A 21449-nucleotide genomic window follows, 5' to 3' on the forward strand; every position below is an offset into this window, starting at 1 on the left:
ATGCATACCCCGTCGAAGCCTGCCCTGGCCCTCGCGGCGGCCGCGGTGGCGGCCACCATGACGGCGTCGGTGAGCCAGCCGGTTCTCGCCCAGGCCACGGCGGCCCCCTCCCAAGCCGCCGCCACCGCCGCCCCCGAGGTCCCCGGTACGCCGGCGGGCAAGCAGCTCGGCTGGCTGCTCGACGCGAGCAGCCGTCCCCCGATCCCCGAGGACGAACTGAAGAAGCACTTCGCCGCCTCCTTCCTCAAGAGCATCCCCGCCGACCAGATCAACCAGATCCTGGCCGGGTTCAAGAACATGCGGCTGACGAAGGTCGTCGAGTCGAAGGACAACGCCCTGATCGCCCTGGTGCAGGCAGGCGACTCAGCGTACGAGGTCGTGCTCTCGGTGGACGGCTCTGGCCTGATCGACGGCCTGCAGTACCGGGCGCCCGCCCCGAAGAACTGGTCGGAGCTCGACAAGCGGCTGCGCAAGGCCGCACCCCAGACCGGGTTCCTCGCGGCGGAGGTGAGGAAGAACGGCGACTGCCGCCCCCTGCACACCGTGGCCGGTGACAGGGCGCGCCCGCTGGGCTCCATGGTCAAGCTGTACGTGCTGGGCGCGGTGGCGCAGCGCATCAAGAGCGGCGCGTTCGACTGGGACACCAAGCTCACCATCACGCCCGAGCTGAAGAGCCTGCCCACCGGCGAGCTCCAGGACCGGCCCGACGGCAGCAAGGTCACCGTGCTGGAGGCCGCCAAGCTGATGATCTCCATCAGCGACAACACGGCCACCGACCTGCTGATCCACAAAGTGGGCCGCAAGACGGTCGAGCGCACCATGCGGGCCTGGGGCAACCACGACAAGCGCAACGCACCGCTCATCACCACGCGGGAGCTGTTCGTGATGAAGGGCGCCGACTATCCCCGTCACGCCAAGCGGTATCTGTCGCTGAGCACCGCGAAGAAGCGGGCCTACTTGAAGAAGGTCGTCGCCAAGGTGCCGCTGGACAAGATCGCCGCGTGGGACAAGCCGCGCGAGCTGGACACGATCGAGTATTTCGGCTCGCCGTCGGAGATCTGCAAGGCCTACGCGGGCCTGGTGAAGATCGGTGACAAGCGCATCCACGAGGCGATGTCGATCAACGACGCCGGGCTGGGGCTGCCGGCCGGGCAGTGGCCGACGGCGTGGTTCAAGGGCGGCTCCGAGCCGGGTGTGCACGACCAGAGCTTCCTCGCCCGCACGTCGGGCGGGAAGACGTACGTCGTGACGGCGATGGCGGTCAACCCGAAGGCGCTCTTCGACGACGGGGCGCTCGGCATGGAGCTGACCGCCCTGGCCCGCGGCGCCTTCACCATCGCCGGCAAGTCCTGAACATCCCGCTGACCTGAGGGGAGCGCACGTGGACGTGCGCTCCCCTTCTCGGGGCCCAGGCGCGCGGTCAGGCGGTCACTGCGCGTTCTCGAGCGTCACGCAGGCGATGCGGTCGCCGGCCATGCCGGCCTCGGGGCCCTTGGGCGTGGTCGGCTTGGCGTGGATGACCAGCGAGCGCGGCAGCTTGGCGGGGTCGAGCGCCCAGTCGTTGCGGGCCGTCGAGCGGCCCGCCCCCTGGTCGTCGGTGCGGATGTCGAGCCAGACCTCACTCGCCGGATTGATCTTGCCCGGGTGGTGCTGGTAGTGGGGACCTGAGTCGTCGGGCTTCTTCCCGCACGGGTTGGTGTGCAGGTGCACGCCGTAGCGCCGGTCGGGCAGCAGGCCCTCGGCGACGAGCGAGGTGCGGGTCTCGTCTCCCGACGACTCGACGGTGACGCTGGCCAAGGCGCCCTTGGGGGCGAGCTTGCGGTTGTAGGCGATGGCCGAGGTGTCGTCGTCGGTGAACTCGCCCGAGCCGGACAGCGTGACCGTGCTGTCGGGGCTCGTGGCGGCCTCGGGACCGACCGCGTTCTGGACCGGAGCCGGCGGCGCCGCGCAGGCTCCGGCACAGGCCACGGCGAGCAGGGCGAGCGGAAGTGTGGACACGCGCATGAGACCCCCATGATTCGAGCCCTTTCCGGCGTGCGGGCTCCGAGAGTCATCCACTCTACTGAGTGACCGTCCGATCACCTAACGTGTTGGTGATCCGGGCGCCAATTTACGCGCGAGACGTCAGCCGATGTGGGCGCGGGTCTCCGCGAACGCCCGGTCCGTGCCCTCCAGGGCCCTCGCGACGTCGTCCTCCGTGTGCGCCGCCGACATGAACCAGTTGTGCCACGGGTGCAGGTAGACGCCGTGGCGCAGGCAGGCGTCGCTCCAGTGCATCGCCACGGACAGGTCTGCGTCGCCGTCGAAGCTCAGCCACGGGATCGTCACCGGCCCCGTCTGGTTGACGGTGAACCCGTGCGACTTGGCCTGCGCGTGGAGCCCTTCGCGCAGCTGGGCGCCCGCCCGCTCCATGGCGGCGATGCCGTCCGTGTCGCGCAGGGTCTCGATGGTGGCCTTGGCCGCGGCCATCGCGACCGCCGAGAACCAGAACGAGCCCGTCGAGTACAACGTCTGCGCCGGTCCGCGCAGCGCGTCCGTGCCGGTCACGGCGGCGATCGGGTAGCCGTTGGCCATCGCCTTCGACCAGGCCGTCAGGTCGGGACGCACGCCGTACGGCTCCCACGAGCCGCGCAGGTCGACACGGAACCCGGCGCGTACGTCGTCGATCACCAGGGCGGCCCCGAGGTGGTCCGCCAGGGCGCGGGCGCCGCGGGCGAAGGCCGGCTCAACCAGCTCCTGGTCCTCGAACGAGTCGTGCTTGAAGGGCGTGACGATGATGGCCGCCACGTCCCCTTCCACGGTCGCCGCGGCGGCCTGCAGCGACTCCAGCGAGTTGTAGGTGAACTCCACCAGGTCGGCCCGCTCGTTCGGCGTCGTACCCGCGGGCGACGGCGTGCACCAGGGGTCGGCTCCGTGGTAGGCGCCGTGCGCCATCAGCACCTTCGTCCGCCCGGTGGCGGCTCTGGCGACCATGAGCGCCTGCGTGGTCGCGTCGGTGCCGTTCTTGGAGAACATCGCCCAGTCGGCGCTCGGCACGGTGTCCACCAGCAGCTCGGCCAGCTCCACCATGATCGGGCCGGGCCCGTTGAGGCAGTCGCCGAGCGCGGCCTGACGGGCGGCGGCCTCCTCCACGCGGGGGTGCCGGTGCCCGAGCACGACGGGGCCCCAGCTGCACATGAAGTCGATGTACTCCCGGCCGTCGACGTCCCACTGCCGGCAGCCCTCGCCGCGTTCGAAGAACTGGGGGAAGCCGGGGGCGAAGAGTGCGGCGTTGAGGTGGCCGTACATGCCGCCGGGGACGACCTTCGAGGCCCTCTGGCGGAGTTCTGCGTCGGTCATCGTGAGGTCCTTAGAGGAGGCTGAGGATGGTGTCGAGGTCGGTGAGGCCGGCGTCCGAGCCGAGGCCGGTGGCCACGCGAGCGGCGGCGGCCGTGCCCCAGCGGGCGGCGGCCGGCACGTTCTGGCCGTGCAGCAGGCCCGTGAGGAAGCCGGCGCAGTAGGCGTCGCCGCAGCCGGTCGTGTCGGCGACCTCCATCTTGATCGCGGGCACCCGCTCCGCGCCGTCGGCGGTCACGACGAGGCTGCCCGACGCGCCGAGGGTGACGAGCACGCCCCGCGGCCCCTCGGCCAGCAGGGCGCCGGCCGCCGCCGCGACGTCGGTGGCACCCGTCATGAGCAGGGCCTGCGACTCGTTGGGCAGGACGTAGTCGACGTGGGGCAGGAAGGCCCTGGCCATGCCCAGCAGGTCGGGCATCTCCGACAGCAGATCCATCGTGACGATCGTCCCGGCCGCGCGTGCCTCGTCCAGCAGCGCGAAGAAGGCCGGGTCGCCGAGGCCGAACGTGACGTCCATCCCGCCGAGGTGGATCGCCCGCGCGCCGCGCAGCGCCCCGGCGTCGAGGTCGGCGTACGTCACCCCGAGGTTCGCGCCGGGCACGTGGAAGCTGGGCCGGCCGCCGTCGGACCTGATGGGCAGGATGGACGCGGCGGTCTGCTCCCCCGCCCTGCGCGCCAGGCGCGAGACGTCCACGCCGCGCTTGGTGAGCACCGCCAGCAGGAAGTCGCCCAGCTCGTCGTCGCCGACGGCCCCCATGGTGACAACGGAGTTGCCCAGCCTGACCAGGTCGACGGCCGTCCCGGCGGCGGCGCCCGCGGCGGTCAGGCGGATCTGGTCGACCAGCACGGTGTCCTGGCCTTCGGGGATGTGCTCGACGGGCCTGGCGAGGATGTCGACGATGTGCACGCCGACGGTGACGACGGTCATGGTCTAAATAGACAGACGTCCGAATAAAAAGTCAATATGGTGAGGTACGCCTACGAGAGGGGTAGCCTGATGCCGAAAATCGTCGACCACGACGAACGCAGGCGCGAGGTCATGTCGGCGGCCGGCCGGGTGATCGTCAGGGACGGCATCGACGCCGCCACCACGCGGGCCATCGCCAAGGAGGCCGGCTACTCCAACGGGGTCCTCGCCCACTACTTCGCCGACAAGGACGAGATCCTGCTGTCGGCGCTGCGCCAGTCGCACCAGCGCATCCGCGCCCGGCTGACCGCCAAGGTCGGGGGCGCCACAGGGCTGGCCGCGCTGCGCGAGCTGCTGCTCGACAACCTGCCGCTGGACGCCGAGCGCGGCGAGGAGACCCGGCTCGAGGTCAGCTTCTGGAGCCGCAGCCTGACCTCGGAACGCCTGGCGGAGGTCCAGCGGGCAGAGGCGGCCGAGCTGCGCGCCGCCGTACGCGACCTGCTGGGACAGGCCCGCGCGGCCGGCGAGCTGCGGGCGGAGGAGGACCTCGACGACCTCGCCGAGCACCTGCTGGCCCTGGTGGACGGCCTCAGTCTGCACCTGCTCCTCTACCCCGGCCGGCTCACCCGGGCGAGTGCGGAGCGCGTCCTGCTGGCCGCACTCGACCGCCGTTGATTGCCGCGTTTCGGACGACCCACTACATTCTTCGCATATGAGCCTCCGCGAGCAGCTGTGCGAGTACGGGCGGCGAGCCGTCGACCTCGGCCTGGTCATCGGCACCTCGGGCAACCTGAGCGTGCGCCAGGGCGACCTCGTGGCGGTCACGCCCTCAGGGGTGGCGCTCGACCGGCTGACGCCCGAGCTGTGCCCGATCGTCGACGTGTCGGGCCACCTCGTCGAAGGCGACACCCAGCCGTCCAGCGAGACCCCCATGCACCTGGCCGTCTACGAGGCCACGGACGCGCTGGCCGTGGTGCACACGCACTCCGTCTTCGGGACGGTCGTGGCCACCACCATGACCGAGCTGCCGCCGGTGCACTACAACGCGCTGGCGCTCGGCGGCGTGGTCAAGGTCGCCGAGTACGCCACGTACGGCACGCCCGAGCTGGCCGCCAACGTCCGGACGGCGCTGGAGGGCAAACAGGCGGCCCTGATGGCCAACCACGGAGGGGTGACCATCGGGCCAACGCTGGAGCAGGCGTTCGAGGCCACCCGACTGCTGGAGTGGTTGTGCGAGGTGTACGTCAGGGGCCTCGCCGTCGGCAAGCCGGCCATTCTCACGGACGACCAGCTCGCCGCCGTCGTCGAACGCGCGCTCAACCCCCCGTCGTTCCCCCGCCGTCCCTGACCCGGCGCGGAGGTCAGGCGAGTGCGGCCTGCTCGGCCAGGCCCAGGGGCAGGCCGCCGGACCCGGCGATCCGGTCGTGGAACTCCTTCGGCGAGCCGCGGAACGACTCCCGGATCCGGTCGATCTCGATCGCGCCCGTGAGGTAGGACGGCGCCTGGGTGGGCCAGGCGCAGTAGCGGTTCACCTCGCCCTGGGCGGTTCCCGGCGACAGCGACGCCTTCGTGGCCATGAACGTCTCGGCCTCCTCCACGGACATGTCCCCGCAGTGCAGCGCGGTGTCCACCACGATCCTCGCGGCGCGGAAGATCCGGCAGTCGAGGTGGGCCAGCTCGGTGGCGGGGGTGTCGAAGTAGCCCTCCTGGTGCAGGACCTTCTCGACGTACAGGGCCCAGCCCTCGGTGAAGTACGGGGTGCGGAAGACCTTCCTGACCGTGCGCGGATTGCCCGCCATGTACGACAGGTGCCAGTGATGGCCGGGATAGGCCTCGTGCACGGCGATCGACGGCATCGTGGCCCGCGAGTTCGTACGCAGGCGCTGGCGTACCTGCTCGGGGGTGAAGTCGTCGGGCGTGTAGGGGACGAAGAAGACGCCCGTGCGTGAGGCGCCGAGCGGGGGCGGCGACAGGTAGTGGGCGACGGACAGGACCGGGCGCGTGTACTCGGCCGACGGCAGCACGTGGCACTGCTCGCCGTCGGCGAACGTGACCAGGTCGTGCTCCTTGACGAACGCGCGGGCCCGCTGCGTCTCCACCTCGTACTCGGCGCGCATGTCGGCCAGCGTGGGCGGGTGGTCGTCCATGAGGGAATCCATGGCCGCACGCCAGTCCTCCGTGCCGTTGACCCCGCGCGCGACCCGGCGCATCCGCTCGTCCAGCTCCGCCCAGGCGGCCTTGCCCTTCTCGTGCAGCTCGGCGGCGCCGTAGGCGAGCATCTCCCGCTCGCGCAGCAGCGTGGAGTAGAGCTTCTCCCCCATCCGCCAGCTGCCGCCGCACTCGAAGCCCTCCAGGAACGCGACCAGCTCGTCGAAGGCCCGCGCGGCCGGCTCGGCGGCCTCGGCCAGCGTCGCGCGCAGGCCCTCGTCCTGGACCATCGACGGGATCGTGCGGGTGAGGAAGTTGCGGCCGGTACGGGCCTGGCCGAGCCCGCGCTGGACGAGTAGCGGTGCCGCCAGGTCGGGGTCCAGGTTGGCGCGGCAGGCGGCCAGCACGCCGGGCACCTCGGCGAGCCGGGAGACGGCGGCCGGCACCAGCTCGGGCTCCGGCTTGAGCCGGTGCTGGAACGGCGTGAACATCGAGGCGAAGATCGCGGACAGGTAGGTGGCGGGATCACGCCGCCACGCCGGCCAGGAGGCCAGCGCGATGGAACCTCTCAGCTGGGAGAGCACGAGATCCCTGTCGATCGTGTCGTCGGGTGAGGCGGTCCGGAGGGCCGACAGGCGGTCGAGCCAGCGGACCTCCTCCTGCTCGCGGGCGGTCCAGGCGGCGGCGGTGAAATCGCCGAGGGTGTGATCGTAGCCGTCCGCCCCCAATGTGCTGGCGATGACGGGACGGTCGGAAAAGTACCACTTGAGAAACTCGTCCACTGCTGCACCATATCCTGATGAAATGCCCCTGCAGATCACCGGCGCGCTAGGCGACCCTGACCTGATCCGCCTCCCCTGGGAGGTGCCCCTCCGAGACTGGCCGCAGCGTCACCTGGTCGATCTGCCCCGCGGCATCTCGCGCCACGTGGTGCGGTTCGCCAGGCTGTCCGGCAAGGTGTACGCGATCAAGGAGATCAGCGAGCGGTACGCCAAACGCGAGTACCAGCTGCTGTGGGATCTCGCCCGGCTCGACGCCCCCTCCGTGGAGCCCGTCGCGTACGTCACCGGCCGCGAGAACGGGCTCGACGCGGCACTGATCACCAGGCACCTGCAGTTCTCCCTCCCCTACCGCGCGGTCATGTCGGGCACCCTGCGCCCCGACACGCTCACCCGCCTGCTGGACGCCCTCGCCGTGCTGCTGGTCCGGCTGCACCTCAACGGCTTCTACTGGGGTGACTGCTCGTTGTCCAACACGTTGTTCCGCAGGGACGCGGGGTCGTTCGCGGCCTACCTCGTGGACGCCGAGACCGGCGAGATGCACCCGATGATCAGTGAGGGGCAGCGGCGCGGCGACATCGACGTGGCGCACACGAACATCTTCGGCGAGATGCTCGACCTGGAGGCCGGAGGACTGCTGCACCCGTCGATCGACCCCATGGACACCGCCGAGGACATCGTCGCCCGCTACCACCGCCTGTGGGACGAGATCACCCAGAGCGAGATCATCGAGGAGGTCGACTGGCACCGGGTGGAGCAGCGGATCAGACGGCTCAACCTGCTCGGCTTCGACGTGGCCGAGATGATGGTGCGCCGCAAGGTCGGCACCGGGCGGCTGATCGTGCGGCCCAAGGTCGTGGACGCCGGGCACCACCAGCGGCGGTTGCTCCGGCTGACCGGGCTCGACGTGGAGGAGAACCAGGCGCGACGGCTGCTCAACGACCTCGACGGCTTCCGGGTCGCCAAGGGCCTGCGGCACGAGGACGAGGCCATCGTGGCGCACCGGTGGCTGGCGGAGGTGTTCCAGCCGACGGTCGAGGCGATCCCCACCGAGCTGCGCGGGAAACTGGAGCCCGCGCAACTCTTCCACGAGATCCTCGACCACCGCTGGTACCTGTCGGAGGAGGCGGACGCCGACGTGGGGCTGGCCGCGGCCGTGACGTCGTACGTGGACAACGTGCTCGTGCACAAGCCCGACGAGAAGGCGCTGCTGTCCGACGAGGACCGCGCGCAGGCCGCCGGCGAGGAGCCTCAGGCGGTCCCCGGCGGGCTGCGGGGCGCCGGGGAGGCGGCTCAGTAGGCGGCGGTGATGCGGCTGCGCGGGTGAGCGTTCTGGCACGTCACGCGCGGCGAGCGACTCCTTCTTGTAGCCGTCCGACGCCGGGTGAGACCTGGAGGCTGCCCGCGCCGCCCACGACGATGAGGCGGCGTACCCCTGCCGAGCGCGCACCTTCGATGAGGGCGCGGTTGGCGGCGGGGAACGGCGGCCCGGGCTCGGTGCCGTCGCGCGCCGGCGCGATGGCGGAGACGACCGCGTCGGTATGCGCTGACCGACCTCGGAAGCTCCCTGCACGCCCCGAGCTCGGCGGTGGTCGCGTGGGCCGAGACCCACGTGGCCGGGATCCTCCGCACAGGGAAGGGTCCGCGTAGGCGGGCGGCCGGGCGTCAGGCGGTCAGCTTGGTGATCTCGCGGGCGATCTCCGGCCAGAGCGGTTCGGGAAGGTCGTGGCCCATGCCCGGATAGGTCACCAGCCGGGCGCCGGGGATGGCCGCCGCCGTGGCCCTTCCGCCCTCGACCGGGATAAGCGGGTCGGCCTCCCCGTGCAGCACCAGCGCCGGCATCGTCAGGCTCGCCAGCAGGTCGGTGCGGTCGCCCGACGCCATGATCGCGGCGAGCTGCCGGCCCTTGCCCGCCGGGTCGAAGCACCGGTCGAACGCGCGCCCGGCCTTCTGCACGATTCTCTCCCGGTCCATCGGGTAGCCGGGCGAGCCGATCACCGCGTACGTCTCCAGCGACTGCTCCATGACGGCCGCGCGGTCGGCGGCGGAACGGGCGGTCAGGGCGGCGAACGCGGACTCCGTCGGCGGCGCGACCGTGGGACCGGGCGTCGACATGATGGAGGTCAGGGTCAGCACCCGCGCCGGATGCCGGATGGCCAGGCTCTGGGCGATCATTCCGCCCATGGAGACGCCGGCCACGTGCGCGGCCGGCCAGCCGATGGCGTCCATGAGACCCGCGGCGTCGTCGGCCAGGTCGTCCAGCAGGTACGCCGAAGGCGCCCCCGTCGTGGGAGCGCCCTGGTCGTGGAAATGGGTCGACAGGCCCGCGTCGCGGTTGTCGAACCGTACGACGTGGTGGCCCTGCTCCGCCAGGAGCTCGCAGAGCCCGTCGTCCCAGTGGATGAGCTGCGCGCCGAGCCCCATGATGAGGAGCAAGGGCCGGCCGTCGGGGGAACCGATGCTTTCGTAGGCGATCTCGATGCCGTTCGCGGCTGCGCGGAGGGTCACGGTGGCCAGAATGTCATTCTGGCGCCGGGTTCGTAAAGTCAGCCCCGCCGGGCGTAGGCACCGGTCGAGAAGGGCACCGGCCGCCCCTTCTTGCCCGGGCCGTCACCCCATTTGGTGATGACGTACTCGATCTCGATGTGCCCCTTGCCGCCGTTGCCGTCGATCATCAGCGAGTCGCGGTTGAAGGTGCCGCCGGTCAGGTCGGCGAACGTCTTGGCGTCGAGATCCAGCATGATGCCGCGGCTGGACGGCTCCCCCGGCCCTCTGTCACCGACGAAGAAGGGCATCTTCTTGCCCTTGTAGATCACGTACCCCTCGGTGAGCAGCGGCCAGCTGGGGCTGGCGGCCATGCCCTTCTGCATCGGCTTGCCGCTGGCCGGCAGGCCGGTGTCGCCGGCCCGGCCCGAGCCGTCGTCCCAGAAGTACGACGCCGTGGTCGAGCCCTTGAACAGGGCCTTCTCCTCGGCGCCTGGATCGGCGTGCGCAGCGGTGCAGACGACGCTCATCGAGCTGACGGTGGAGGCGGTGAGCAGGGCAAGGGAACGCAGACCAAAACGGGAAGCCATGAAAATGTGAAGTCCTTCGCGAGGGGACGAGGGAAGTCACGCCGGCAGGAAGGCACGGCGCGGCGGCACGCCCGAGCGACTACATCGGGCGAGGGGAAAATCTCAGGGAAGGAGGGCCGCTCAGACGGCGGCCGGCACTACGCGTTTCAGGGGTACGACGCGGTGATACATGCGATATGTCCTCTCCATCACACCTACCGGGTTAGCTGACGGGTTCGGGCGTGGAGATGCCCTACCGGCACGCGGCCGGATTCACCCCAGTGAGGGTGGGTCCCCGGTTCCCGACCGAGTCGGGATTCGGCGCCAGCCAGAGGCCCCCTCTTGGGTAAGGGCCAGGTCACCGGCTGGTAATGGCGGCAACTCTAGCAGCGAATCGGACATACGCAAACGATTCGCCATCAACCGGGCAAAGATCTACCTAGCGCGGGAATACGAAAGGGGGTACGGCACGCCGTACCCCCTCAGTTCCCTCCGGCTCAGCCGCCGCTCTTGCGCCTGAACGATCTCTTACTCGCAGCCGGGCCGTGCGTCCCGTGAATCTTCGATGGGTCGACGCCCCTGCCACCAGCGCCGGAGCCCGCGTGCTGGTTGCGCTTGCGCTCCAGCGCTTCGCGGAACTTGCGCTTCATCTCGTCCTCGGGAGTTTCGCTGACTTCCGGCTCCGGTGATTCCGCCATGAGGACCTCCATGGTGTTGGGGACAACCACAGCTTCGCACGACGTCGCTTTCGACGCGAAACCGACTCTCCCGTCACCTGTCGCGAGTGCCCCGCGGCCACCCCCGCCATGCCGGCGGAGGCGTCCACACCGAGCACCCGCAGCCCGCGCCGGGCCAGCCCCCTGCTCACCGGCCCGGTGCCGCACGCGACGTCGAGCAGCGTGCCCCGGGCACCAGGCCCCGCACGGCGCCCGCCCGCGGCAGCCCGCCACGGGTCTCGTCGTAATACGCGGCCTCGCGGTCGTAGCCGAGCACGAACGAAGGGTACGCCGCCGGGTAAAAGGTGACCATTCGGTTCCTGGTGTTGTGTTGGAACGACCCAGGAAATACACCCCGCATGTTGGTCGACGCCCCGGATGCCACGATGGACGTGCCGCGATGAACGTGCTCGGTCATGACCTGGCGATGGATCTGGGTGCCGCGAGCACCCGCGTCTACGTCAAGGGCAAGGGCATCGTGCTCGACGAGCCGTCCGCCGTCATGCTCGACGGCCGCACAGGCCGGGTCGTCGGGTTCGGCGCCGAGGCCGCCCAGGGCACGCGGGGAGAGACCCGCTGGCCGGTCAGCGGTGGCCTGCCGGTCGACGACGATCTCGCCCGGCATCTGATCAGGTATTTCCTGCGCAAGGTGCACGGGCATCCCTTCTCCAGGCCGCGCGTCGTGCTCGCCCTGCCGGACAACTCCACCCCGATCGAACGGGCGGCGCTGCGTGACATCGCGTTCGAGGCGGAGGCCAGGGGAATCCTGCTGATCCCGCACGCGCTGGCGGCGGCGCTCGGCGTCGGCCTGCCCGTCAAGGACTGCGCCGGGCGCATGGTGATCGACATCGGGCGTGACTCCACCAGGATCGCCGTGCTCTCCCACGGAGACGTCATGGCGGCCACCACCGTTCCCGGCGGCGGCGAGGGCATCAACCGGGCCATCATCCGCCAGGTCGAACGCGACCACGGGCTGCAACTCGACCACGAGGAGGCCGAGTCGGCCAAGCGACGGACGGGCACCGCGTGGAAGCCGCTGTACCGGCAGGTCACGGTGCGCGGACGCGAGAGCGGCACCGGGCACGAACGTACGGTGCCGCTTCCCGTCCAGCGAATCTACGAGGCGACCAGGCAGCCGATCGAGTCCATCGTGCGGGCCACCGTCGGCACCGTGGAGCAGTGCCCGCCCGAGATCTCCGTGGACCTCGCCGACCGCGGCGCGGTGGTGGTGGGCGGAGGCGCGCTGCTGCGCGGGCTCGGCCGGCGGTTGCGGGCGGCGCTGGGCATACCGGTGAGCAGGGCGGAGCGGCCGCTGGAATCCGTGGCGCTCGGGCTCGGCCGCTGCGCCGAGAACCTGGGGCTGATCTCCAGGCTCCGCGGCGGTGACCCACCCTGAAGGACACGGCGGCCCGGCGGCGCGAAGGAGGACGGTTCATGACCGTGCACGGCATCGACCACGTCGGGGTGACGGTGCCCGACCTCGACGAGGCGACGAAGTTCTTCGGGCGCGCGTTCGGGGCCGAGGTGCTCTACGACACCCTGCCCAAGGAGCGGGGACCGAAGCAAGGATGGGCGGTCGAGCGGCGGTTGGGGGTGCCGCAGGGGACGGTCGAGGTGGCGGTGCGCATGCTGCGGTTGCCCAGCGGACCCGGGATCGAGCTGTTCGAGTTCGGCGGGCCGCGCCAGGCCGACCCGGTCCTCATGTGCGATCTGGGATGGCAGCACGTCGCCCTCTACGTGGACGACGTGGACGCGGCGGTCCAGCAGGTGATCGAGGCCGGCGGGTCGCCGATGGGCGAGCCGGTGCCGCTGCCGGGGCCGGAGTCGGGCCGGCGCAACCGGTTCGTCCACTGCCGTACGCCCTGGGGCAGCGTGGTGGAGCTGGTCAGCTACCCGGACGCGCAGCCGTACGAGGAGGACACCGTACTGCGCCGCTGGCGCCCCTGACACGGGGCGCCCGGCCCCGCCCCGATCGTCCGGCGCCTGGGCCGCGTCGCGCCCGGACGGGCGAGGCCCAGGCGGGGCCCGTGGTTCACGGGGTGGAGAGGGCTTCCGTCGGGGACAACCGGGAGGCGCGGACTGCCGGGTAGAGGCCGGCCACGGCGCCGATGAGCAGGGTGGCCACCAGCCCGCCCACCGTGGCCCAGGCCGGCACCACGGACGGCCAGCCGCTGTAGAACGCGTACCCCATGGTGACGCCCATGCCGAGCAGGATCCCCCCGCTCCCGCCCATCGCGGACAGCAGCAGCGACTCGGACAGGAACTGGCTGCGGATCTGCCCGCGGGTGGCGCCCAGGGATCGCCGCAGGCCGATCTCCGCGCGGCGTTCGAGCACCGAGATCACCATGGTGTTGGCCACGCCGACGCCCCCGACGAGCAGGGCGACCGCGCCCACTCCGAGCAGGAGGTTGGCGAACGCCTGGCTGGTCGCCTGCTTGGCGGCCAGCGCGTCGGACGGGCGCGAGACGTCCACCTCGTTCGGCGCCTCGGGGTTGGCCGTGCCTGCCAGCACCTGCCGTACCGACTCCAGCTTGGCCTCTTCCGAGCGCGTGTAGAGCGTGGTCGGATGTCCGTCGAAGCCCAGCCGTGACTCCGCCACCGGCCAGCCGACCAACACTCCGTTGTCCAGGTCGGTGGCGAGCGCCACCGGGTGGAGGATGCCGACGACCGTGAACCGCGCGCCGCCCACGATGATCTGGACGTCCGGTCCCGCCGCGCCGACGCCGAGCCGCTGGGCGGTGACGGCGCCGAGCACGGCGGCCGGGTATCGTTCGGTGGCCGCGTTCAGCCACGTGCCGCTGCGCACGGTCGCGCCCACCGTGCCGGGCAGGTCGAGGCTCGTGGCGTACGCGCTGATGCCGCCCGTCTGCGCCTCGGGGATCCGCTCCGACCGGTACACCTTGGCCTCGGAGATCTTCCCCACGGACGACGCCCGCTCGACGGGGCCGATGCGTTCGATCATCGTCTCCGCGTCCTGCGGCATCTGCGCCGCCTCGCCCATGAGCGTGGTGCCCGACGACACGGTGAGCAGATTGGTGCCGAGCGCCGACAACGTACGGTCGAGTTCGGCGCCCGACGAGGACGACAACCCGACCACGCCGACCATGGCGGCGATGCCGATCGCGATGCCCAGCGCCGACAGGAACGCCCGCAGCGGGCGTGTGCGCAGTCCGACCGCGCCGACCCGCATGACGTCGGCGAGCCGCATCCTGGCCGGCGACGGTTTCGGCCGCACCACCTCGCCGCCGCCCCAATGGCCTCCGCCCCGAACGCCCGCCATCATGCGACCCCCGATCCCGCGTGCCGGCGCCAGGCGTCGCCGCGCGGTTCGGCGGCGGAGTCCTCGACGATCCGGCCGTCGCGCATCCGCACCTGCCTGGGCAGGCCGGCCGCGATCTCCCGGTCGTGCGTGATGATCAGAATGGTCGTGCCGCTCGCGTTCAGCTCGTGCAGCAGCTCCATCACCCCCGTGCCCGACACCGAGTCCAGCGCCCCGGTGGGTTCGTCGGCCAGCACCAGCGGCGGGTCGCCCCCCACGGCCCTGGCGATGGCCACACGCTGCCGTTCGCCTCCGGACAGCTCGTGCGGCTCGTGGTCCATCCGGTGCCCCAGCCCCACCCGGTCGAGCGCGGCGGCCGCGCGGCGGCGCCGCTCCGCCCGGCGAAGGCCCGTGTAGATGAGCCCGTCGGCCACGTTGTCCAGGGCGGAGACCTTCGCGGCGAGGTGGAACGACTGGAAGACGAAGCCGATCGTGGTGGCCCGCAGCGCCGAGAGCTGCCCGTCCGACAGGGTCGAGACGTCGTAGCCGTCGATGTGGATGGTCCCCGACGTGGGCCGGTCGAGGGTGCCGATGACGTTGAGCATGGTCGACTTGCCCGAGCCCGACGGCCCGACGATGGCGGCCAGCTCACCGTGCCGGATCCGCAGCGACACCGACTGCAGCGCCGCCACTCCGCCGGGATAGGTCCTGGTCACGTCCGTCAGCTCGATCATGGGGTACGTCATGACTTCGGCATCCCCACGGTCATGCCCTCGACGAGCCCGTCACCGCTGACCTCGACCCGACCCCCGGCGAACAACCCCGTCTCCACCGCGACGTACCGGGACCTGCCCCCCTCGACGACCTCGAGGCCGTACCCGCCCTCCTGCAGGGCCACGAGCGCCGCGACCGGCACGGTCAGGACGTCCTCGCGTTTGGACGCCGTGAACGTCACGTCCACCGCCGCCTTGTCCAGGCCCTTGGCGGCCTTCGAGTCCCCGATCGAGACGAGCGCCTCCAACCGGGTCTCCGGCTCGGCGTCCTGCCCCTCGCCCGGCTGGACGACGGTGGCGACCTCGCTCACCTTGCCGTCCACGCTCTTGCCGTCGGGCAGCGTGATCTCGACCTTGGAGCCCTTCTTCGCCATCCGCTGGTCCTCGGCGTCCAGCTCCACCGTGATCACCTTGGACGTGCCGGTGTACGTCAGCACCTGCTGCCCCGGCGCGGTCGGCCGGCCCTCCTCGGCCTCCAGGCTTTCCACGCGCACCTTGCCGGGCGCGAAGACGACCCGGCCCAGCTCGACCACGCCGGTCTGCTCCAGCCCCCGGTCCTCCTGCCACTCCATGACCGCCTGGGCCGTGTCGTAGGTGTACTCGTCGTCGACGGTGAAACCGTCGTAGCCGAGCTTGCCGAGGTTGCGTTCCAGCGCCTCGACGTCGTCGCCCTCCAGGCCTGCCTTCAGGTCCCGGTACGCGGGCGTCGAGCCGTACATCAGCATGACCGGCTCGTCGTCCACCCGGTACAGCGACTTGCCGCGGGTGATCTGCCGGCCGCTGCCGGGCAGCCACGTGATCGTGCCCGGCCTCCTGCTCACCGCCGTGGTCACCGGGCCGTAGCCCAGCTCGCCATCTGCGTCCCTGGTGTCGTTCAGGGTCTGCCTGGTCACCTCGGTGGTGGCCGGCGGCAGCGCCACGGCCGACCGGGTCGGCCCGGCCTTCCCGTCCAGCAGGCCGGCGCTGTTGACCGCGATCAGCCCGCCGCCGGCGACGGCCACGGCGACCAGCAGGCCGGCGACCAGCTTGCCCCGCCCGCCACGGCGACGGGAAGGCCTCGCGGGGGCGGGCTCCGCCTTCCCGTCGAGGGGCGTGGCCCGGTCCGTCGCCGGAGCCATCAAGAACCTCCCATACCGGCGTCGGCGGACTCCTTCTGGCACTTGGCCTGCGCGTCCTTGAAGTCGGGGTCATTGCCGACCTCACCTGTGATGCGCATCATGTTGCCCTCGGGGTCGGGGTAGCTCTCGACGCCGTTGTCACGCATGCACTGCGCGAGCTTGCGCAGGTTCTCGCCCGCCTTGGGGTCGCCCTGGCCCGACTTCTGCCCGCTCGGGGCGAACTCCTTGCAGGCCTCCTGGGCCTTCTCGACCCTCTCCTTGTCCTCGGGGCTCTTCACCTGGAGCTTCATCTTGACGCCCTTGCCCGGCTCCGGATCGTCCACCTCCACGCCGTTCTCCCGCATGCACTGCGCGAACTTGAGGCCCTGTTCCTGTGGGTCCACGCTCGGTTTGCCGGTGGCCGCGGCCTGGTTGCCGCCGCTCACCGACGCCACATTGGATCCGCCGTCGCTGCCGGACCCGCATCCGGTCAGGGCCAGGGTGAACGCGATCGGCCCCACGGCCATCACACTGAGGACTCGTCGTCGCATGGAAGCTCTCCTCCGTCGAAAGGTTGTCGTCGAGAGCAGATGCAACAGGACCCGTCGTTTCCCCAGCGTTTCCTTTCACGGCTTACTTCAAGCGAACATCGACTGCGCCACAATCTGCCTTCATAAGCGAATGAAAGGGCTTGAATACGCCATGCGAGTGCTGGTGGTGGAAGACGAGCGCATCCTCGCCGACGCGATCGCCGAATGGCTGCGGGACGAGACCCACGCGGTCGACCTGGCCAACGACGGCGAGAGCGCGCTGGAGCGGATCGCGGTCAACGACTACGACGTCGTCGTACTGGACCGCGACCTGCCGCGCGTGCACGGCGACGACGTGTGCAAGGAGCTCGTGGCGGCGGAGTGCGACACGCGGGTGCTCATGCTCACCGCCGCCGCCCAGCTCGACGACCGGGTGAGTGGGCTGTCCATGGGCGCCGACGACTACTTGGCGAAACCGTTCGCCTTCCCCGAGCTGGCCGCTCGTGTGCTGGCGCTGGGCCGGCGTGCCCGCCCCGCCGTCCCGCCCGTGTTGCGCCGCGCCGGGATCACCCTCGACCCGGCACGGCGGGAGGTGTACCGGAACGGGCGGTTCGTACCGCTGTCGAAGAAGGAGTTCGCCGTGCTGACCGAGCTGATGCGGGCGGAGGGCAGCGTCGTCTCGGCCGAGCAGCTCCTGGAGAAGGCGTGGGACGAGCACGCCGACCCCTTCACAGGCGCGGTCCGGCTCACCATCCTCAAGCTGCGCCGCAAGCTCGCCGACCCGCCGGTCGTGGAGACCGTGCCCGGAGTGGGGTATCGGATCGCATGATCTTCTCGCGCCTGCCACGCCCGCAGCCGACGCTCCGGCTCCGGCTCACCCTCGTCTACGGCGCCCTGTTCATGATCGCGGGGCTGGCGCTCCTCGGCGTCACCTATCTCCTGTTCAACCAGCAGCTCAACCAGTACTTCGAGAGCCGGTTCACGCCGGAGCCCGGAAAGATCAACAGGATGGTCCTCCGCCACAACGGAGTCGTGCTCTCGGGCGAGGAGGCGAAGGAGTTCCTGGCACAGCAGGAAACGGAGTTGCGGGGCGTCGCCGTCACGTCGCTGATCACCCAGGGAACGGTCGCGCTGGTCATCGTCGGCGCGGCGGCGGTGACGTTCGGATGGGTGGTGGCGGGCCGGGTGCTGACGCCGCTGCACCAGGTGACCGCCACGGCCCGCAGGATCGCCGCCGCCCCCATGGCCGAGCGCGGCCTGCACGAACGAATCTCCCTGGACGGGCCCAACGACGAGGTCAAAGAGCTCGCCGACACCTTCGACACCATGGTCGAACGGCTCGACCAATCCTTCGACGGGCAGCGCAGGTTCGTCGCGAACGCCTCCCACGAGCTACGCACCCCCCTGACGCTGAACCGGGCGCTGGTCGAGCTGGCCATGCACCGCCGTACGGCCACGCCCGACGTCAAGGAGCTCGGCGAGAGCCTGCTGGAGATCAACGCCCGCCACGAACGCCTCATCTCCGGGCTGCTGCTGCTGGCCAAGTCGGAGCAGCACATCGCGGACCGGTCGCCGGTCGACCTTGCCGACGTGGTGACGCACGTCGTCGCCCACACCTCGTCCGACGCCTTCGAGGCGAAGGTCACCTTGTACGAGGTCGCCGAACCGGCCCCCACCACCGGCGACGCGCTGCTGCTGGAAAGGCTCGTGCACAACCTCGTGGAGAACGGCATCCGCTACAACGTGGACGACGGCACCGGGTGGGTGCGGGTGGTGAGCCGTACCGTGTCGGGCGGGAAGGCCGAGGTCGAGGTCAGCAACACCGGCCCGAGCGTGCCGCCGTACGACGTCCCTCTGCTCTTCAAACCCTTCCACCGGCACGGGGCCGAACGGACGGTCACGGGGAGGAGCGCCGGGCTGGGCCTGTCGATCGTACGGTCGGTGGCGCTCGCGCACGGCGGCGACGTCAGGGCGCGACCGCGGGAGGGCGGCGGCCTGGTCGTGATCGCCGCCCTCCCGCGCCCGCGCGCCTAGGGTGCCGCGGTCGCGTCCGGCAGCGCGCACCCGCCCCCCGTCGGCGGGACCGTCTGCCCGGACAGCAGGAACGTGCCGTCCGCGTGCCCGCGCTGCAGGTAGGCCATCATGGCCCGGCACATGCCGGGCCACCTCGTCATCCGGCGCCGTGTGACGCACCGGCAGGACGTGCAGCAGGTCACCGTCCTCCGCGGGCTCTGTTCAAATGAAGGCCCCTCTCTGTACATGAGGAGAGCCCGGAGCATGATGAGAGCGACGAAGGCCGCGAAAGTACACGGTCGGCCTCACTCCGTGGGCTCCCGCACGGGATCCGCGTCGGCGGCGTGTGCGGCGTGCTCTGCCCGGACGCGCCACACCGCCGGCATGAGCAACGTGGCGGCCGTCAGCAGCACGGCGACCGCGGCGCAGCCGCCCAGCACGGGACGGGTGCCGAGCAGGGCCGCCGCAGGGCCGGCCAGCGCCATGCCGAGCGGCGCGGCCACGAGCCCGCCCAGCATCGTGACCGACGTCGCCCGAGCCACGAAACGTTCGGGAAGACGGTGCTGGATGCAGGTGGTCTGGAGCACGTTGTAGACCACCAGTTGCAGTCCGGCGGCGCCGGCGGCGAGCGCCAGCACCCAGACGCCGGCGGGCAACGCCAGCAGCGCCGGGAACGGCGCCATCAGGAGGAACAGCAGGATGGCCGCCGCCATCGGCCGCGCCGGTCTCCACCTGGCCCCGAGCAGCCCACCGGCGAGCCCGCCCGCCGCGTAGGCGATGCCGATCGCCGACCAGGCGGGGGCGCCGCCGAGCTGCCGGTCGGCGACGTAGGGGCCGAGGACGAGGATCGGGGAGACCACGGCCAGGTTGGTGACGGCGGCGTGCACCGTCCAGACCCACAACCAGGAGCGCCCGCGCACCTCGGCGAACCCGCCCCGGACGCTCGCCAACAGCCTGCCACCGTCCCGAACCCGCCCAGCGACCGGGGCGGCAGGCAGGTCGGAGGGCAGGCGGTAGAGATAGGCCGCGCTCACCAGGAAGGTCAGCGCGTCGACCGCGATCGCCCAGCCCGAACCTGCCAGCGCCACCAGCGCTCCCGCCGTGCCCAGGGCCAGCATCGAGGCCGTGCTCCTGGAGATCGAGATCAGCGAGTTGGCGGCCTGTAACCGCTCCCGGCCGGCCAGCGAGACGACCAGCCCCACGGCCGCCGGGTTGAAGAAGGCCGAACCCGCTCCGGCGAGGAGCTGCAGGACCACCAGCATCCAGACGCTCGCTGTGCCCGTGAGCAACAGCACCGCCGTCACACCGTGGGCGGCGAACCGGGTCATGTCGGCGAGCAGCATGACGGTCCTGCGGGAGAACCGGTCGCCGGCCGCGCCGCCCAGCAGGGTCAGCAGGATCACGGGCAGGCGCGTGCTGAGCACCACGATCCCGAGGTCCACCGGGGATCCGGTGAGGTCGAGGACGGCGAACGCGATGGCGAGCGGCGTCAGCGCGTCCCCGAACGCCGAGGCCGTCTGCCCGACGTAGTAACGACGGAAGTCACGCGCCGCCAGCGGCGCGACCATCATCCGCACGGAACGGCTCACCGGGCGCGGCCCCGAGCTGGGTCGGGCACTGTGCACCTCTTTCCGGCCCTCCCATGCCGTCGGGCGCCCGGCCCTGGTGGCGGGGCAGCCGGGAGGATGCGGAGCCACCCTGCCAGAACCCACCGACAATTCCGCGGCCCGCCGGCCGGACGCGACCCGCCGGCAAAGCGCCGCCCTGAGCCGCAGGGGCACGGGTCCTTGCCCCCGAGAAGGGTCGTACGGCTCCCCGCTCGGCCGTGCACCGGCGATCCTCTACAGGTCAGTAACATCGGCACAAAATATCTTTCGTGTCGGTATCGTACGTAAAGATCTCTCATCGCACCCGTCTCAGGAGTCACCACTCTCATGGCGCACGTCGAACCGCTGCGGGAGGACGACCCGGCGGTGGCAGGGACATACCGCCTGCTCGGCCGGCTGGGCTCGGGCGGTCAGGGGACCGTCTACCTCGGGCAGGCTCCCGACGGTACGCGGGTGGCGGTCAAGGTGCTGCATTCGAGGGCCGGGTTCGACGACAGGTTCGCCAGAGAGATCGAGAACGCGCGGCGGGTGGAGCCGTTCTGCATCGCGCAGGTGCTGGACGCCTCGCTGGGGCGGCAGCCGTACATCGTGACGGAGTACGTCGAGGGCCCCTCGCTGCACGAGGCCGGCCGGCACGCGGGGGCCGACCTGCAGCGCCTGGCGGTCGCCACGGCCACCGCGCTGGCCGCCATCCACGCGGCGGGCATCGTGCACCGCGACTTCAAGCCCGCGAACGTGCTGCTCGGCCCCGGCGGCCCCCGCGTCATCGACTTCGGCATCGCCCGCGCCATGGACGACGCGGCAACCCACACCAGCGGCATCGTGGGGACGCCCGCGTACATGGCGCCCGAGCAGCTCGCGGGGCAGCCGGTGGGGCCGCCGGCTGACGTGTTCGCCTGGGCGTCGGTGATGGTGTGGGCGGCCACCGGCACGCCGCCGTTCGGGCAGGACACGCTGCCCGCCATCATCAACCGCATCCTCAACAACGAACCGCAGCTCGGCGACCTGCCGCATCCGCTGCGGTCGATCGTGTACGACTGCCTGGCCAAGGATCCGCGGGCCCGGCCGGCCATGCGGGACGTGCTGCTGCGCCTGCTGAGCGGGAACAACCCCGCCCCGCACGCGGGTGGGAGCAGTCCGCAGGTGCCGTACGCGGGCGGGGAGAACGCGCCTCCGCCGTACGCGGGCGGCGCCGGACCGGTGCCTCCGCGCGCTCGGCCCGGAGCCGGTC

General features: G+C 71.3%; 25 protein-coding genes and 1 riboswitch. Of the genes, 9 read left to right on the top strand and 16 right to left on the bottom strand.

The features are described from left to right. Positions 1 to 1353 (top strand): serine hydrolase (locus tag E1267_RS32075; protein ID WP_132338063.1); only part of this gene is annotated, 1353 nt, incomplete at its 5' end. A gap of 75 nt (positions 1354 to 1428) precedes the next feature. On the opposite strand, the gene E1267_RS32080 is transcribed toward E1267_RS32075, so the two are convergent. The 3 genes from E1267_RS32080 to E1267_RS32090 form a co-directional block, all read right to left on the bottom strand. After that, positions 1429 to 1998, bottom strand: coding sequence for a superoxide dismutase family protein (locus E1267_RS32080; protein WP_165959915.1), 570 nt, complete (start codon positions 1996 to 1998; stop codon positions 1429 to 1431). Positions 1999 to 2124: 126 nt separating this feature from the next. After that, a complete protein-coding gene (locus tag E1267_RS32085; RefSeq protein ID WP_132338066.1) occupies positions 2125 to 3339 on the bottom strand; it encodes an aminotransferase class III-fold pyridoxal phosphate-dependent enzyme in 1215 nt (404 codons plus the stop codon). Between the two features lie 10 nt (positions 3340 to 3349). Then, complete coding sequence (locus E1267_RS32090; RefSeq protein ID WP_132338068.1) at positions 3350 to 4264, bottom strand: carbohydrate kinase family protein; 915 nt, start codon at positions 4262 to 4264, stop codon at positions 3350 to 3352. Positions 4265 to 4333: 69 nt separating this feature from the next. Here E1267_RS32090 and E1267_RS32095 point away from each other — a divergent pair, with 69 nt between their 5' ends. Both E1267_RS32095 and E1267_RS32100 read left to right on the top strand, forming a co-directional pair. Beyond that, a complete protein-coding gene (locus E1267_RS32095) occupies positions 4334 to 4918 on the top strand; it encodes a TetR/AcrR family transcriptional regulator (RefSeq protein WP_132338069.1) in 585 nt (194 codons plus the stop codon). A gap of 37 nt (positions 4919 to 4955) precedes the next feature. Further along, the gene (locus tag E1267_RS32100) at positions 4956 to 5591 is read left to right on the top strand and encodes a class II aldolase/adducin family protein (RefSeq protein ID WP_132338071.1); all 636 of its coding nucleotides are present in this window, start codon (positions 4956 to 4958) and stop codon (positions 5589 to 5591) included. Between the two features lie 13 nt (positions 5592 to 5604). Here the strand turns inward: E1267_RS32100 and E1267_RS32105 are convergent, their stop codons facing one another. Next, complete coding sequence (locus tag E1267_RS32105; protein ID WP_132338072.1) at positions 5605 to 7173, bottom strand: DUF885 domain-containing protein; 1569 nt, start codon at positions 7171 to 7173, stop codon at positions 5605 to 5607. Positions 7174 to 7195: 22 nt separating this feature from the next. Between E1267_RS32105 and E1267_RS32110 the strand changes: the two genes are divergently transcribed. Further along, positions 7196 to 8470 (top strand): DUF4032 domain-containing protein, encoded by a 1275-nt coding sequence (locus tag E1267_RS32110; RefSeq protein WP_246064385.1) that lies wholly within the window; start codon positions 7196 to 7198, stop codon positions 8468 to 8470. A 365-nt stretch (positions 8471 to 8835) separates the two neighbouring features. Here the strand turns inward: E1267_RS32110 and E1267_RS32120 are convergent, their stop codons facing one another. The 5 genes from E1267_RS32120 to E1267_RS46760 form a co-directional block, all read right to left on the bottom strand. Beyond that, positions 8836 to 9678, bottom strand: a complete 843-nt coding sequence (locus tag E1267_RS32120) for an alpha/beta fold hydrolase (RefSeq protein ID WP_220449776.1) — start codon at positions 9676 to 9678, stop codon at positions 8836 to 8838. A 38-nt stretch (positions 9679 to 9716) separates the two neighbouring features. Next, positions 9717 to 10244 carry a hypothetical protein gene (locus E1267_RS32125; RefSeq protein ID WP_132338074.1) on the bottom strand — a complete coding sequence of 176 codons (528 nt, stop codon included), beginning with the start codon at positions 10242 to 10244 and terminating at the stop codon, positions 9717 to 9719. Between the two features lie 176 nt (positions 10245 to 10420). Further along, positions 10421 to 10557, bottom strand: a riboswitch (cyclic di-AMP (ydaO/yuaA leader). Between the two features lie 163 nt (positions 10558 to 10720). Next, complete coding sequence (locus E1267_RS32130) at positions 10721 to 10921, bottom strand: DUF5302 domain-containing protein (RefSeq protein WP_132338076.1); 201 nt, start codon at positions 10919 to 10921, stop codon at positions 10721 to 10723. Continuing rightward, positions 10870 to 11091: a class I SAM-dependent methyltransferase gene (locus E1267_RS46755; protein WP_246064386.1), complete on the bottom strand. Its 222-nt coding sequence runs from the start codon at positions 11089 to 11091 to the stop codon at positions 10870 to 10872. Before E1267_RS46755 ends, E1267_RS32130 begins: the two co-directional genes overlap by 52 nt. Next, entirely contained in the window at positions 11088 to 11252 is a 165-nt protein-coding gene (locus E1267_RS46760) for a hypothetical protein (protein ID WP_246064387.1), read from the bottom strand. Before E1267_RS46760 ends, E1267_RS46755 begins: the two co-directional genes overlap by 4 nt. A gap of 87 nt (positions 11253 to 11339) precedes the next feature. Between E1267_RS46760 and E1267_RS32140 the strand changes: the two genes are divergently transcribed. Further along, a complete protein-coding gene (locus E1267_RS32140) occupies positions 11340 to 12335 on the top strand; it encodes a rod shape-determining protein (RefSeq protein ID WP_132338078.1) in 996 nt (331 codons plus the stop codon). Positions 12336 to 12373: 38 nt separating this feature from the next. Beyond that, the gene (locus E1267_RS32145; RefSeq protein ID WP_132338080.1) at positions 12374 to 12886 is read left to right on the top strand and encodes a VOC family protein; all 513 of its coding nucleotides are present in this window, start codon (positions 12374 to 12376) and stop codon (positions 12884 to 12886) included. 85 nt (positions 12887 to 12971) lie between these two features. On the opposite strand, the gene E1267_RS32150 is transcribed toward E1267_RS32145, so the two are convergent. The 4 genes from E1267_RS32150 to E1267_RS32165 all read right to left on the bottom strand — a co-directional run bounded on the left by E1267_RS32150 (position 12972) and on the right by E1267_RS32165 (position 16619). Continuing rightward, complete coding sequence (locus E1267_RS32150; protein ID WP_132338100.1) at positions 12972 to 14147, bottom strand: ABC transporter permease; 1176 nt, start codon at positions 14145 to 14147, stop codon at positions 12972 to 12974. A 71-nt stretch (positions 14148 to 14218) separates the two neighbouring features. Then, entirely contained in the window at positions 14219 to 14944 is a 726-nt protein-coding gene (locus tag E1267_RS32155) for an ABC transporter ATP-binding protein (RefSeq protein ID WP_281283726.1), read from the bottom strand. Beyond that, complete coding sequence (locus E1267_RS32160) at positions 14941 to 16089, bottom strand: peptidoglycan-binding protein (RefSeq protein ID WP_132338083.1); 1149 nt, start codon at positions 16087 to 16089, stop codon at positions 14941 to 14943. The genes E1267_RS32155 and E1267_RS32160 overlap by 4 nt, the downstream gene beginning before the upstream one ends. Next, complete coding sequence (locus tag E1267_RS32165) at positions 16089 to 16619, bottom strand: hypothetical protein (protein WP_132338085.1); 531 nt, start codon at positions 16617 to 16619, stop codon at positions 16089 to 16091. Before E1267_RS32165 ends, E1267_RS32160 begins: the two co-directional genes overlap by 1 nt. A gap of 151 nt (positions 16620 to 16770) precedes the next feature. Here E1267_RS32165 and E1267_RS32170 point away from each other — a divergent pair, with 151 nt between their 5' ends. Both E1267_RS32170 and E1267_RS32175 read left to right on the top strand, forming a co-directional pair. After that, positions 16771 to 17427 carry a response regulator transcription factor gene (locus tag E1267_RS32170; protein ID WP_132338104.1) on the top strand — a complete coding sequence of 219 codons (657 nt, stop codon included), beginning with the start codon at positions 16771 to 16773 and terminating at the stop codon, positions 17425 to 17427. Continuing rightward, entirely contained in the window at positions 17424 to 18632 is a 1209-nt protein-coding gene (locus E1267_RS32175; protein ID WP_132338087.1) for a sensor histidine kinase, read from the top strand. The genes E1267_RS32170 and E1267_RS32175 overlap by 4 nt, the downstream gene beginning before the upstream one ends. Here the strand turns inward: E1267_RS32175 and E1267_RS44805 are convergent. The 3 genes from E1267_RS44805 to E1267_RS48090 all read right to left on the bottom strand — a co-directional run bounded on the left by E1267_RS44805 (position 18629) and on the right by E1267_RS48090 (position 20547). Beyond that, complete coding sequence (locus tag E1267_RS44805) at positions 18629 to 18772, bottom strand: YciI family protein (protein WP_165959916.1); 144 nt, start codon at positions 18770 to 18772, stop codon at positions 18629 to 18631. The two genes, E1267_RS32175 and E1267_RS44805, sit on opposite strands and share 4 nt — an antisense overlap. A gap of 144 nt (positions 18773 to 18916) precedes the next feature. Then, positions 18917 to 20182 (bottom strand): MFS transporter, encoded by a 1266-nt coding sequence (locus E1267_RS32180; RefSeq protein WP_246064389.1) that lies wholly within the window; start codon positions 20180 to 20182, stop codon positions 18917 to 18919. A gap of 14 nt (positions 20183 to 20196) precedes the next feature. Further along, entirely contained in the window at positions 20197 to 20547 is a 351-nt protein-coding gene (locus E1267_RS48090) for an SEC-C metal-binding domain-containing protein (protein WP_132338091.1), read from the bottom strand. Between E1267_RS48090 and E1267_RS32190 the strand changes: the two genes are divergently transcribed. Further along, positions 20546 to 21449, top strand: a 904-nt coding sequence (locus E1267_RS32190) for a serine/threonine-protein kinase (RefSeq protein ID WP_132338094.1), incomplete at its 3' end; no start/stop codon positions are given. The genes E1267_RS48090 and E1267_RS32190 overlap by 2 nt on opposite strands.

The sequence above is a fragment of the Nonomuraea longispora genome (assembly GCF_004348345.1).
In the GTDB taxonomy this organism is placed as follows: Bacteria; Actinomycetota; Actinomycetes; order Streptosporangiales; family Streptosporangiaceae; genus Nonomuraea; species Nonomuraea longispora.